The following is a 13,800-nucleotide window of genomic DNA, read 5'->3' as shown; positions in this document are numbered from 1 at the left end:
GAAAATTTTATGGGATTTAAATGCGGTATTGTCGGTCTTCCTAATGTCGGAAAATCGACGCTTTTTAATGCGCTCACTAAAGCGGGTATTGCAGCCGCTAACTACCCTTTCTGTACCATCGAACCGAATGTCGGTATTGTGCCTGTTCCTGATGCACGTTTAGCTGAATTAGCCAGCATCGTTAAACCACAAAAAGTCATACCCACTAGTATGGAATTTGTGGATATTGCCGGTTTAGTCGCTGGTGCGGCAAAAGGCGAAGGACTCGGTAATAAATTTCTTTCACATATTCGTGAAGTAGAAGCGATTGCGCATGTAGTACGTTGCTTTGAACATACCGATATCATTCACGTCGCCGGAAAAGTAGATCCGATTGCCGATATTCAAACCATCAATACCGAGCTTGCCTTAGCCGATTTAGAGACCGCTGAAAAAGCCATTTTACGTTTAAAGAAATCCAGCGATAAATTGGCTAGCCAAACCAAAAGCTTGCTCGAACGCATTATTCCAGCGCTGAATGAAGGACAGCTACTTCGTCTAATGTCATTAAGCCCCGAAGAAAAATTGCTGTTGCGCCCCTATCAATTCCTTACCGCAAAAGCGACACTTTATATTGCGAACGTGGATGAAGATGGTTTTAGCAATAATCCACTGTTAGCACAGTTACAAGACTTTGCACAAAAAGAACAGGCCAGCGTTGTGCCGCTGTGTGCTAAATTGGAAGAAGACTGTATTGATTTAAGCGAAGAAGAAAAAAAAGAATTTTTGACTGAACTGGGTTTAAAAGAAACCGGGCTCGATAGACTGATTCGAGCAGGTTACGATCTCTTAGGTCTGCAAACCTATTTTACCGCGGGCGTCAAAGAAGTGCGCGCCTGGACTATCACAAAAGGTGCAACCGCACCGCAAGCAGCAGGCTGCATCCATACCGATTTTGAAAAAGGTTTTATTCGCGCTGAAATTATTAGCTATGCCGATTTCATTCAATATAAAGGCGAACAAGGCGCTAAAGAAGCGGGAAAATGGCGTTTAGAAGGTAAGACCTACCTTGTTCAAGATGGTGATGTCATTCATTTCTTATTCAACGTATGAGGTCATTGCGCGCGCAGCAAAACTTTCTACCGTCATTGCGAGCGCCGCAGGCGCGCGGCAATCCAGGCAATAAAACAATAAACCCAAATTAGATAGATTTATAGATTTATATGAAGAAATTACCTAACTGGATTGCTTCACGCCTAGACGGCGCTCGCAATGACGAGGTTGTATGATAACGATTAATCAACTGAGCATGGCTTATGGTGAAAAGCTATTATTTTATGATGTCACGCTTATTCTCTCCAATCAAAAACGTTATGCCTTAGTCGGCGCAAATGGAGCGGGCAAATCTACTTTTCTAAAACTACTCATGGGAACGGAAGAACCCATTGCTGGTAGCCTTTCTATTCCTAAATCTGCTTCCGTAGGATGGTTAAAACAAGATCAGTTTCGCTATGAAAATACCATCATTACAGATATTGTTCTGCAAGGAAAACCCGCCCTCTGGGAAGCCATGCAAGAAAAAGAAAAATTACTGGCGGCTAATCAGTGGGATGAAAAAAACGTTAATCGATTTAGCAAATTAGAAGAAACCATTGCACATTTGAATGGTTATACGGCGGAAGGTTTAGCTGAAAAGCTATTAACCGGTCTTGGTATTCAGCCTGAGTATCATAAAAAACCACTTAGCACCTTATCGGGTGGATTTAAACTGCGTGTGTTATTAGCACAAGCCTTATTTCAGGAACCGGATATCCTGCTGTTAGATGAACCTACTAATCATCTTGACGTCATATCAATTCAATGGCTAGAACAATATCTGAAAAATGAATTTCAAGGCTTGCTATTATTTATCTCACATGATGTCGCTTTTATTGATCGGCTAGCCGATAACATACTGGATGTGGATTACGGTGAAATACGTCAATACAGTGGGAATTATGAAAAATTCCTGGCTGAAAAAAAATTAATCGAAGAACAAAAACTGCATGAAAAACAACATGCGGAACTTAAGGTGGCCGAAATGCAACGCTTTGTTGATAAATTCCGCGCCTCTAGCTCGCGTGCGAAACAAGCACAATCACGCTTAAAAATGATTGAAAAAATAGAGATTCCAGATATAAAAAAATCCTCACGCCTCACACCCCATTTTAACTTCAACCCACTCCGTCCCTCCGGAAAGCAGGTGTTAAAGGTTAGGCATTTAGCTAAAGACTTTAAAAACAAAAAATTATTTCAAGACTTAAGTTTTGAAATTAAGCGTGGCGAAAAAGTTGCGATTGTCGGTGAAAACGGTATTGGTAAATCAACCTTAATCAAACTATTGCTAGGAAAAATCCCCGCCGATCACGGTGATTTTGAATGGGGATATGAAACACAAATCAGCTATTTCTCACAAGATCATCATGATTTATTGAATAAAAAAGCGAGCGTCTTAGAATGGTTAACCAACCAAGTCAATGTAGCCAGTGAGCAGACGATACGCAAAGTATTAGCGCAGGTATTATTTACTAAAGACGAGGTACAAAAAGATATTTTAGCCTTAAGTGGTGGCGAGGCCGCACGCCTACTGCTCGCTAAACTGATTCTCGAATCGCCCAATGTACTGGTATTGGATGAACCGACCAATCACCTTGATATTGAAGCCAACGATTCCCTGGCAAATGCCTTAAGAAATTATTCGGGTACGCTGCTATTCGTTAGCCACGATAGACATTTTATTAATAAAATAGCGAATCGAATATTATTTATTTCGCATCATAAGAAATTACAAGATGTGAAGCGTTTAGATAATATCACCTTCAACTAGACAAAGCCGATTAAAATAATATACTGGGTCATGCAACAAAGTAGATAAGCTTTCTAATAATACAACGGAGGTTCAAAGGAAAATAAACTGCTTCTTATAGATTACTTCTATTCTTTATATAACTTTGGTAGATTAGTCTAAAGGAACTAAATTATAGAAGTAATTATCATGGACTTAAGATATTTTGATAGACTAATACCACCACGCTGGGCATTATTATTTCGTTATTATTTACCTTTTTTTAAAAAGCCGCCACCACTTTATTTTAAACTACGTGAGTTTATTAATAAAAAAAAATACGAACCGAATACCCCATTTAATCTTAATACCCTTTACGATCTATTCGTTATTTTAGATAACTATTCCCAACTTGACCCCGATAATACCTTAAATGCGCTGATCGATAAAATAATAGACAGTACTATTTTTTATCAGCAAAATTTAATTAGCGATTTATCGCTAGAAGCATTCATTAACAGATTTGATTCAAAAATAAGTGACGCCCTACTTGATAAATTTTTAAATCGACTACCTGAATCGATTTTCCATGACTATATAACCGGTTTAAGTAAATCTTTTCTTGGATCAAAAAAAGAAAAATCATATTATGAAAAACATATCAAATACTGTGAAAAACTAAATCATAGATTTAACTCAAACGCTAAATTAATATTTTTCGTATCAATCCCTTACGATTTCATTGTAGATAAATTAAAAGATATAGAACAAATTATTAGCTTAGAATCTATATTTGCTATGCAGTTTTTAAAAATTTTATATTCAGATTTAAAGAATAATTTCTTAAATTTTATCGTGAAATGGAAAAAAAATCTCAATGATAATCCAGATAATAATCTGGACTCAATCCTTTTAAAAAACGAAAACGATGCTATTTCATCATTAAATGAAAATTTATTTCATTTTTTTAATAGCGAAAAAACGACGCTTTTTAAAGATTCATTAATTCAAACTAACCATCATAATGAATCTTTAATTGGGGATATTTTTAATTTTCTGACTGAACAACAAGCCTTTGAATTTATTAATAAACTTATTATTAAACACTTTAGCCCGTTAGATAAAAAAGAGTTAGATATCTCAACCTTCATTCTCATTGAAAAGAATTTAGAAAAATACCCTCTCAATCTATTTCAAACCCTTGCCATTTTTTATGTGATAAAAAAGACGATTAACCTCAATGCTCTAGCAAAAAAATATACCGATTTTTGCCTTAAAGACACTGACTTAGAAATATTCTCAACTCAAATACAAGTTACCGTAATAGAAAATAGCCTCAAATCGATTCAAACTTATATCAGTAAAACAATAATAGGAAAAATAGAACATGCACCTGAAAAATTAAATTTACACATATTATGGCGCGAATTTTTAACTGGAGATTCTATCTACGGGGATCAAATACAACTGCTTGAAAAAATATTAGAAAAAATACCAGAAGAATTTAAAATTAAAGAAAAAACCAGCTTGGATTTTTTTAAACAGCTTTATAGCTATTTAGAAACGCCGTCGCTAAAAAAATTTAGACAGGTTGTAAAAGAAGAACAGAGAAAACAACAATCTGACGAAATGATAAAAGAAGAAGAAAAAGAAAGTTTTAGAAAGGGTATCCGTAATGGCAGTATCTCTCATGTATCTCGTCAACGAATGGAAGAACTCTTTGGCGAGAAAGAAGCCGAAAGCATGATGGAACAATTACAAAAAAAAGGTATTGGTTTTTTTGACGGTAATGATAAAAGAGTAACTGATACGGTTATAGCGGAGATGAAAGAAACGAAAGAATTTTATTCCGATGCGTTTCAATTACCTTAATTCTTTCGTCATGGCGAGCGCGTATGCGCGTGGCCATCCAGAGCAAAAGATAGTTTTTTCCTGGATGGCGAGGCTGGAACGATGTTCCAGCCTCGCCATGACGACTAAATGACGTTTATATAAGTCCGTGTGCTTTCATCCAGTCATTATTATAAACTTTACTGAGATATTTAACGCCGCCATCAGGTAAAATCGTGACGATGGTGGTGGGCTTATCCACTTTTTCAGCTACTTTTAAAGCGGCCCAAACATTGGCGCCCGCAGAGCCACCCACCAAAAGTCCCTCTTCTTTGGCTAAACGCCGTGCGACTGAAAAAGCATCTTTATCGACAAAAGGAATAACATCATCCAATACAGAAAAATTCATCGCTTTCGCTAAATGATCTTCACCGACCCCTTCTACAAAATAACTACAATTACCTGATTCCGGCACTTTTCCAGTTTTAAAATAATCATAATAAATAGAACCTTTAGGATCCGGCATGATCACTTTAATATTTGGATTTTTTTCTTTAAGAAAGCGTCCTACGCCTGAAATAGTACCGCCGGTACTGCCACTGGCAATCAAAATATCACATTGTCCTTGCACTTGCTGCCAAATTTCAGGACCCGTCGTATGATAATGCGCTTCAGGATTTTTTGGATTATCGTACTGATTAATACTAAAACTATTCGCTGTTTCTTTCGCTAGACGTTTAGCCACATTGACATAATGATCGGGCGAATCCGGTGCGGCCGAAGTCGGTGTAACGACGATTTCTGCACCGTACGCTTTTAGAGCATTTTGTTTTTCTTGACTGACCTTATCAGGCATGGTCAAAATAACTTTATAGCCTTTAATCGCTGCTATCATCGCAATCGCTGCACCCGTATTACCGGATGTATTTTCTACAATGGTTCCACCCGGTTTTAATAAACCGCGCTGCTCTGCATCATTAATAATATAAGAAACAATGCGATCTTTAATACTACCACTCGGATTCATAAACTCGCATTTAACTAAGATAGTGGCGAGTTTATTTGGTGAAATATTATCTAGCTTAACAAGCGGTGTATTTCCTATAGATTGTAGAATTGTTTTAAAGCTCATAGAAACTTAGCAACTGCTTCCCCCATATCGGCAGGTGATTTGACGGTATGAACACCGGCTGCTTCTAATGCTTTAAACTTTTCAGCCGCAGTTCCTTTTCCACCCGAAATAATAGCACCCGCATGTCCCATGCGTTTTCCAGCTGGTGCCGTAACACCTGCAATATAAGAAACAACAGGTTTTGTTACATAGGATTTAATAAACTCAGCCGCTTCTTCTTCGGCAGTTCCACCAATTTCACCGACCATGACAATCGCTTCTGTTTGTGGATCGTCTTGAAATAAACGTAATACATCGACAAAATTCATACCAGGAATAGGATCACCACCAATTCCAACACAGGTGCTTTGTCCAAGGCCTAAATCAGTGGTTTGTTTTACTGCCTCATACGTTAACGTACCTGAGCGCGACACAATACCCACACGACCCGGTTTATGAATAAATCCAGGCATAATACCGATCTTACAAGCACCGGGGGTAATAATACCGGGGCAATTAGGTCCGATTAAACGCGCAGACGTATTATTTTCTAAATACACTTTAACCGCTAACATATCCAGCGCAGGAATACCTTCGGTGATACAAACAATTAACTGAATACCGGCATCGGCCGCTTCAATAATAGAATCTTTACAAAAAGCCGCGGGCACATAAATTACACTCGCATCGGCACCGGTTTTCGCTACAGCATCCGCAACGGTATTAAACACCGGCAAACCTAAATGTTGTGTGCCGCCTTTACCAGGCGTAACACCGCCCACCATGCGTGTTCCGTATTTAATGGCTTGTTCGGAATGAAATGTACCTTGTTTTCCGGTAAACCCCTGACAGATTACTTTCGTATTTTTATCGACTAATATACTCATTTTTTTAACCTTTTAGTGAAGTATTATGCGGTAGCCAATGTTTTTACGGCAGCCACAATTTGCTGTGCGGCATCTGTTAAACTTTTAGCGGCAATAATATTTAAACCGCTATCGGATAATTTTTTAGCGCCTAATTCAGCATTATTTCCTTCTAAACGCACTACAACCGGTAATTTAATACCCACCTCTTGCACCGCACCAATAATACCATCGGCAATCATGTCGCAACGTACAATGCCACCAAAGATATTTACCAGAATACCTTTTACTTTTTCATCCGATAAAATAATTTTAAAGGCTTCTGTCACACGCTCTTGTGTCGCACCACCGCCTACATCAAGAAAGTTAGCTGGATTACCACCATGCAATTTAATTAAATCCATGGTCGCCATTGCAAGCCCTGCGCCGTTAACCATACAGCCGATATCACCATCCAGCGCAATGTAGTTTAATTCCCATTGATGCGCACGGTTTTCACGTTCGTCTTCTTGGCTCGCATCACGCATATCGCGTAATTCAGGCTGTCTAAATAAAGCATTATCATCAACAACGACTTTAGCATCTAAACAAATAACATGATCGTTGCTATCAATAATCAAGGGGTTAATTTCGACTAAGCTTAAATCACGCTCAACAAATATTTTGCCTAATTGAATTAATAGTTGCGTAAATGCTTTGAGTTGTGCCGCATTGAGTTGTAATTTAAAACCAATCTCACGCGCCTGATAAGGTAAAATACCTAATAAAGGATCCATGCTAATTTTTAATATTTTTTCCGGCGTTTCTTCCGCTACCTTTTCAATTTCTACGCCACCTTCTGTGCTCGCCATGATCACCACACGACGCGTACTGCGATCTAATACCGCACCTAAATAAAATTCATGTTTAATATCACAGGGTTTAGCAATTAAAACCTGATTAACCGGTTGACCATTCGCATCGGTTTGAAATGTGACTAAACGCGATCCTAGTAAGCGCTTGGTTTCTGCTGCTACCGCTTCTTTGCTGGTGACATACTTAACACCACCCGCTTTACCACGCCCGCCGGCATGAACCTGTGCTTTTACCATCCATGCACTACCACCTAGCGATTCCGCCGCGGCCAAGGCTTCTTCAACCGTTGCCGCTACCTTTCCGGGAGGGACGGGCAAATGATACTGACTAAAGAGTTGTTTACCCTGATATTCATGTAGGTTCATGGTATTAATTATTCTCCCGTTGTTATCTTCAGGTACAAGAGGCCATATCATACTCATTTGTAGCTGATATGGCAAAAAAGATAGCCATTATAGGTTAGAATCCGCCTTCATGCTTTAAATACGAATCTTGTTGGAGGATGCAACAAGGTCTGTCCTGGCGAGGCGGTAACGAGGTTCCAATCGTGGCCATCGAAGAAAAATCTGGTTCTTTAACTGGATTAGAACACGCTTTGCTATGATGTTTCCTGGATTGCTTCGCTACGCTTGCAATGGCCCTATCCTTCTGCCATTACAGAGACGCTTTATCGTAACGTGAAGCGTCTCTCTTTAAACAAGAATCGTGTTTTAAATGATGTAAAAAAAATAACTATTTTTCTAGTGTTATTTTTTTTAAATTACCGTTCATGGCAATCGCGCTATGTTTTCTCGGTATTTTCAAACAAAAGCAAAAAAATCACTATTAAATTTAGTTAGTTTTTGAATTCTGATTCAGGCCTTATCCCTTATATATAACGGGTTTATAGCCCGATTCCCCCTGAATTGCCGTTTCACAGAAAATATATTTAATTTTTTGTTAAGAAAGTAATTTTATAATATATAAGATAGATAAAAAATTAAGGTAACAAAATTATGCCTACAATAAAATATCAACAGCAGACTAAAACGACGGACTCAGGCTACAGCAGCAATAACTCTAGCTTTAAAAATATTTACAGTAACGAGAAAAGCAAAACAACAGCTTTATTAAGGCTACAGAGCGATATCAAACTGGGTATTTACTCTACCTTAAAATACACTTTGAAAAAAGGCAATTTAACCCAAAAAGATTTAGATTCTGGCCTAATATTTGCCCTAGAAAATGGATATACTGACAAAAAAACCTTAAAATTATTACTTAAAAATGGTGCTAAACCCCAAGAAAAGGATCAAATAAATATCTTAAGGTTACTGATAGAAGGAAATCATATTGGTATGTTTAAGAAATTATTAGATCATCGTTATGGCGTATTTAAGCAAGAAAATTTAAATCGTTCTTTGCACTTAGCTGCAAAACATGGCAGAACCGAGATGATTAAGCTCCTACTTAAACGCGCTGATCTTTCTTATAAAGATGAAAAGGGAAATACACCACTCCACACAGCAATTAGATATGCTCAAAAAGAGACGGTTAACTTTTTACTCGAACAAGCTCCAAAGACTCAATTAATCGTTAATAACAAGGGTAATTTACCCCTCCATGAAGCAATTTCTCGTGGCAACCTTGATCTAAGTAAACAATTATTAAAATCAATCAAGAAACATGAATCAAAAATATTTGATTGGATCAAACCATCCTTTTTTTCTAAAAAAGCTAAACCCGATACGATGAGTAAAACGACACCTAATGGTGATACTGCGCTACACCTTGCGGCAAAAAGTGGAAATTATCAATTATACTGTTACGTGTTAAACGAATCTAAGCCTGAAATGGTAGAAAGAAAAAATACGCAAGGACTTACAGCCCTACAAATAATAACATTAACACAGCAAGCGTTTGAATCGATGCTCACAACTAAAAGTAGGCCAACTGGCACCTCAAAAGCCGAACCTATATATCAGAACATAGCTGACAATAGAAACACGCATTCTCTGCGTAGATAACTATTTTCAAATAATACGACAAATCCAACAGAATAAAAAAACCGAAGAACACAGCTTCGGTTTTTTTTAATAAGGGTATCATTTAAATCAACGATACCCTCTCTTCTACTATTGTTTTAAACATCAATCAGCAAACGCGCCGGATCTTCCAACAGTTCTTTAATAGTCTTTAAAAAGCCGACTGATTCTTTGCCATCGATGATACGGTGATCATACGACAATGCAATATACATCATGGGACGAATAACAATCTGGCCGTTTTCTGCAATAGGCCGCTCTTGAATGGTATTCATTCCCAAAATAGCACTTTGTGGCGGATTGATAATAGGCATGTTCAACAATGATCCAAAAACACCACCATTAGTAATTGTAAACGTACCGCCAGTCATATCTTCAATCGCGATCTGATTTTCTTTGGCTTTGCGCCCATAATTCGCAATGCTTTTTTCAATTTCGGCAAAACCTAATTTATCTGCATCGCGTATAATTGGAACCACTAAGCCGCGCTCGGTCGATACCGCAATACCGATATCAAAGTAATTGTGATAAACCACATCATTACCATCGATAGAGGCATTCACAGCCGGATAACGTTTAAGCGCTTCAATCACCGCTTTGGTAAAAAATGACATAAATCCTAAACGCGTGCCATGTCTTTTTTCAAAGCTTTCTTTATATTTGGCACGAAGTTCCATCACTTTATGCAAATTAACTTCATTAAAGGTCGTTAAAATCGCTGCGGTATGTTGAACCTCAACTAAACGCTTCGCAATAATGGCACGTAAACGTGTCATATGCACGCGTTTTTCAATGCGATCACCTTGTTGTGCCACCATACTCGGCATCGTAGCTGGCTGACTGGTAGGCATGGCCGCTGGTGATGGCGTTTTCCCTAATACATCTTCACGCGTGACACGACCCGACTTTCCACTACCCTGAATCCCTTCTAATGGGATTCCTTGTTCAGCAGCCGTTCGGCGTGCTGCGGGACCCGCGGCTGGGTTTTCAGTTTCTGACGGTGCCGTTTTTTTAGCAGGCGCTGCTTCTTCTGCCGCTGCTGAAGCAGCCGTTTTTTCAGTTTTCATACTGGCATCCTTGGTTAGAGTGGCTAAAATTTCACCGGCTTTGACCACAGTCCCTTCTTTTTTTAGAATTTCACCTAATACACCGTTGTCAGGAGCAGGTACCTCTAAAACAACTTTATCGGTTTCCAAATCGACAATATTTTCATCTCTCTTAACCACATCACCAGCTTTTTTATGCCACGTGACGATTGTCGCATCAGCCACCGACTCCGGTAACATGGGAACCTTTATTTCAATACTCATACAATTGGATTCCTCACTTTATAATTAATGAAAGCTTCAATAAACGACGTTCTAGCATGTTAACGCTTCTTTAATCAGCGCTTGTTGTTCTTGTACATGCACAATGGGTGAACCTACCGCCGGTGCTGCGGAAGCCGCTCGGCCTACATAATGTAAGCTTTGATTCTTAGCTAAGCAGTCAATAAAATGATGTTGACTAGCATACCAAGCCCCTTGGTTTTTAGGTTCTTCTTGGCACCAAATAATATCTTTTACTTTTTCATAAGGCTTTAAGGCAGCGATTAATTCTTCTTTGGGGAAAGGATATAACTGCTCTAGTCGAATCAGTGCAATATTATCTATTTTTTGTGCCTGACATTGTTCAAGCAGATCATAGTAGACTTTTCCACTACATAAAATAACGCGTTTTACTTTTTTAAGCGCGCGTTCATCCGCAATCACGTTTTGAAAACGTCCTTTGGCTAAATCTTCTAAGGACGATATCGCTAATTTATGGCGTAACAAGCTTTTAGGCGACATGACAATCAGCGGTTTGCGATACGGCCTACACATTTGTCGTCGTAATAAATGGAAAATTTGCGCCGGTGTGGTTGGTACACACACTTGCATATTATCTTGTGCACACAGCTGTAAAAACCGTTCTAATCGTGCCGAGGTATGTTCCGGTCCTGCGCCTTCGTAACCATGCGGTAATAATAGAACTAAACCACACAATCTGCCCCACTTTTGTTCAGAGGAACTTAAAAACTGGTCTATCACTACCTGCGCCCCATTCACAAAATCACCGTATTGCGCTTCCCAAATCACTAAGCTATTCGGATTAGAAATAGCGTACCCATATTCAAAACCCATTACCGCCACTTCGGATAGGGTTGAATCGATCACGGTGAACGCTTTTTCATGCTTGGCTAGCTGTGACAAAGGCACATAAATTTGATTGGTCTTAAAATCATGCAAAACCGCATGCCGATGGAAGAAGGTACCACGACCGCAATCTTGCCCCGACAATCGAACGCCATAATCTTCTTGCAACAACGTTGCATAAGCCAAGATCTCCGCGTAACCCCAATTTAACGCTAATTGGCCTGCAGTCATTTTGCGTCGGTCATCGATGATTTTAGCGACCTGCGGTTGTAAGGTTAACCCTGGCGGCAAGGTTTCCAAGGAGGTCGCCATGTCTTTTAAGCGTTGTAACGCAATGCCAGTGTCTTCAGCCTCTCGCCAATCGTGGTAACGATACGGACGCCAATCAATGCGGTAAGGATTTTCATGTTCATCCACTGATAATCGGCTGACAACCGGTTCGCCTTTATCTAATTGGTTTCTATAAGCATCCATCCATTGGCTTAACTCTTCTTTGCTAATGACATTTTGCGCGATTAATTGCTCGGCATATTGCGTGCGTACCGTGGGTAATTGCTTAATGGTTTGGTAAATCAATGGCTGTGTTGCAGCGGGTTCATCCGCTTCATTATGACCATGACGCCTATAACAAACCAAATCAATCACCACATCTTTTTTAAAGGTTTGTCTGAAATCAAATGCTAATTGCAGCGTAAATAACACGGATTCAGGATCATCACCATTCACATGAAAAATAGGTGCGTCAATCATTTTAGCCGGATCGGTACAATACCAACTCGAACGCGCATTTTGTGGATCGGTGGTAAAACCAATTTGGTTATTAATTACAATATGTAAGGTACCGCCAGTGCCATAACCCGCTGTTTGCGAAAGCTCTAGGGTTTCCATCACCACCCCTTGACCTGAAAAAGCCGCATCACCATGGATTAATACCGGTAATACTTGCTGACCGATGTTGTCACTACGACGTTCTTGGCGTGATCGTACCGAACCTTCAACCACAGGATTCACTATTTCTAAATGTGAAGGGTTAAATGCCATCGCAATATGTAATGCACCGTGATCGGTTTTAACATCGGTGGCAAAACCTTTATGATATTTCACATCCCCGGATCGATTTTCCTGTGTCAATTTCCCTTCAAATTCTTCAAATAATTTACTCGGCAATTTCCCAAGCACATTAATCAACACATTCAAGCGACCTCGGTGCGCCATACCAATTACAATCTCTTGCACCGCTTGTGTGCTCGCTCTAGCGACTAATTCATCAAGTAAAGGAATTAAACTATCCCCGCCTTCCAATGAAAAACGTTTTTGTGCAACGAATTTATTGCCTAAATATTTTTCCAACCCTTCTGCACGTATAAGGCCTTTTAAAATGGTTTTTTTCACGTCGTTGGAAAAACTCGCTTGCCCTTCTACCGATTCAATACGCGCTTGTAACCACGCGCGCTGCCCGGCATCGGCAATATGCTGCGTTTCAAAACCAATATAAGAACAGTAAATCTCTTTTAGAATATCAATCACGGTTTGCACCGTAACCGTTTGCAAGCCTAATAAACCGCCCAAATGAACGTTTTGTGATAAATCGGCTGGGGTTAAAGCATGATTTTCCAGACTTAAATCAACTATCTCTCGCTTTGGCGCTAGCCTTAAGGGATCGAGATTGGCTTGATAGTGACCATAGCGCCTATAGGCATCAATCAGATTATGTACCTTGGATAATAAGGCATCTTCCGGGCTCCCATGCACGGTTAAAGGTGCAGGATTTTTAGCTAATTCGGAAAAATAAGCCCGAATATCAGCGTGGGAAACGTCCTTTTGCTTATCGACAACCTGATTGAAATAGGTCTGCCATTCTCTACTTAGCTGATTAGGATCATGTAAATATTGTTCATAAAGTGCCTCTAGATAAGCACCATTACCACTAAATAGATAAGAATCTGTACGCAAGGTTTGAAATGCGGATTTTACTTGCTCGGTCATTAGTTGAATTTTACCCCTACTTGCAGTGAAAGGATTTTCTTATTCTTCTGCCCAAAATGCAACCTAATAATTTCATCGCCCGTCATTGCGAGCACCGAAGGTGCGCGGCAATCCAAAGTATCATTATTATACAAGCACAAAGACTATTCGA

General features: G+C 39.3%; 9 protein-coding genes. 4 read left to right on the top strand and 5 right to left on the bottom strand.

What is annotated here, in order from left to right:
- The first annotated feature begins 9 nt into the window (after nucleotides 1–9).
- From ychF to DMP02_RS03315, 3 genes are all read left to right on the top strand, one after another.
- The gene (gene ychF / locus DMP02_RS03325) at nucleotides 10–1,092 is read left to right on the top strand and encodes a redox-regulated ATPase YchF (RefSeq protein WP_126322664.1); all 1,083 of its coding nucleotides are present in this window, start codon (nucleotides 10–12) and stop codon (nucleotides 1,090–1,092) included.
- Nucleotides 1,093–1,264: 172 nt separating this feature from the next.
- Complete coding sequence (locus tag DMP02_RS03320; protein ID WP_126322663.1) at nucleotides 1,265–2,845, top strand: ABC-F family ATP-binding cassette domain-containing protein; 1,581 nt, start codon at nucleotides 1,265–1,267, stop codon at nucleotides 2,843–2,845.
- A gap of 168 nt (nucleotides 2,846–3,013) precedes the next feature.
- Entirely contained in the window at nucleotides 3,014–4,675 is a 1,662-nt protein-coding gene (locus DMP02_RS03315) for a hypothetical protein (protein WP_126322662.1), read from the top strand.
- A gap of 115 nt (nucleotides 4,676–4,790) precedes the next feature.
- On the opposite strand, the gene DMP02_RS03310 is transcribed toward DMP02_RS03315, so the two are convergent.
- The 3 genes from DMP02_RS03310 to sucC are packed head-to-tail and all read right to left on the bottom strand — an operon-like array spanning nucleotide 4,791 to nucleotide 7,830.
- Nucleotides 4,791–5,765 carry a PLP-dependent cysteine synthase family protein gene (locus tag DMP02_RS03310; RefSeq protein WP_126322661.1) on the bottom strand — a complete coding sequence of 325 codons (975 nt, stop codon included), beginning with the start codon at nucleotides 5,763–5,765 and terminating at the stop codon, nucleotides 4,791–4,793.
- A complete protein-coding gene (gene sucD, locus DMP02_RS03305) occupies nucleotides 5,762–6,631 on the bottom strand; it encodes a succinate--CoA ligase subunit alpha (RefSeq protein WP_126322660.1) in 870 nt (289 codons plus the stop codon). The genes DMP02_RS03310 and sucD overlap by 4 nt, the downstream gene beginning before the upstream one ends.
- Nucleotides 6,632–6,654: 23 nt before the next feature.
- Nucleotides 6,655–7,830, bottom strand: coding sequence for an ADP-forming succinate--CoA ligase subunit beta (sucC, locus tag DMP02_RS03300; protein ID WP_126322659.1), 1,176 nt, complete (start codon nucleotides 7,828–7,830; stop codon nucleotides 6,655–6,657).
- Nucleotides 7,831–8,460: 630 nt separating this feature from the next.
- Here sucC and DMP02_RS03295 point away from each other — a divergent pair.
- On the top strand, nucleotides 8,461–9,471 hold the full coding sequence (locus DMP02_RS03295) for an ankyrin repeat domain-containing protein (RefSeq protein WP_126322658.1): 1,011 nt from the start codon (nucleotides 8,461–8,463) through the stop codon (nucleotides 9,469–9,471).
- 116 nt (nucleotides 9,472–9,587) lie between these two features.
- Here DMP02_RS03295 and odhB read toward each other — a convergent pair whose 3' ends face one another.
- Nucleotides 9,588–10,799: a 2-oxoglutarate dehydrogenase complex dihydrolipoyllysine-residue succinyltransferase gene (gene odhB / locus DMP02_RS03290; protein ID WP_126322657.1), complete on the bottom strand. Its 1,212-nt coding sequence runs from the start codon at nucleotides 10,797–10,799 to the stop codon at nucleotides 9,588–9,590.
- A gap of 51 nt (nucleotides 10,800–10,850) precedes the next feature.
- Entirely contained in the window at nucleotides 10,851–13,649 is a 2,799-nt protein-coding gene (locus tag DMP02_RS03285; RefSeq protein WP_126322656.1) for a 2-oxoglutarate dehydrogenase E1 component, read from the bottom strand.
- Nucleotides 13,650–13,800: the final 151 nt, after the last annotated feature.

The sequence above is a fragment of the Candidatus Rickettsiella viridis genome (assembly GCF_003966755.1).
Taxonomy (GTDB): Bacteria; Pseudomonadota; Gammaproteobacteria; order Diplorickettsiales; family Diplorickettsiaceae; genus Rickettsiella_B; species Rickettsiella_B viridis.
Note: the sequence above shows the minus strand (reverse complement) of the source record. Positions and strands in the feature narration are given on the sequence as shown.

Coding starts and splice junctions, on each gene's coding strand:
- ychF (WP_126322664.1), top strand. CDS start 10: ATGGGATTTAAATGCGGTATTGTCGGTCTTCCTAATGTCGGAAAATCG.
- DMP02_RS03320 (WP_126322663.1), top strand. CDS start 1,265: ATGATAACGATTAATCAACTGAGCATGGCTTATGGTGAAAAGCTATTA.
- DMP02_RS03315 (WP_126322662.1), top strand. CDS start 3,014: ATGGACTTAAGATATTTTGATAGACTAATACCACCACGCTGGGCATTA.
- DMP02_RS03310 (WP_126322661.1), bottom strand. CDS start 5,765: ATGAGCTTTAAAACAATTCTACAATCTATAGGAAATACACCGCTTGTT.
- sucD (WP_126322660.1), bottom strand. CDS start 6,631: ATGAGTATATTAGTCGATAAAAATACGAAAGTAATCTGTCAGGGGTTT.
- sucC (WP_126322659.1), bottom strand. CDS start 7,830: ATGAACCTACATGAATATCAGGGTAAACAACTCTTTAGTCAGTATCAT.
- DMP02_RS03295 (WP_126322658.1), top strand. CDS start 8,461: ATGCCTACAATAAAATATCAACAGCAGACTAAAACGACGGACTCAGGC.
- odhB (WP_126322657.1), bottom strand. CDS start 10,799: ATGAGTATTGAAATAAAGGTTCCCATGTTACCGGAGTCGGTGGCTGAT.
- DMP02_RS03285 (WP_126322656.1), bottom strand. CDS start 13,649: ATGACCGAGCAAGTAAAATCCGCATTTCAAACCTTGCGTACAGATTCT.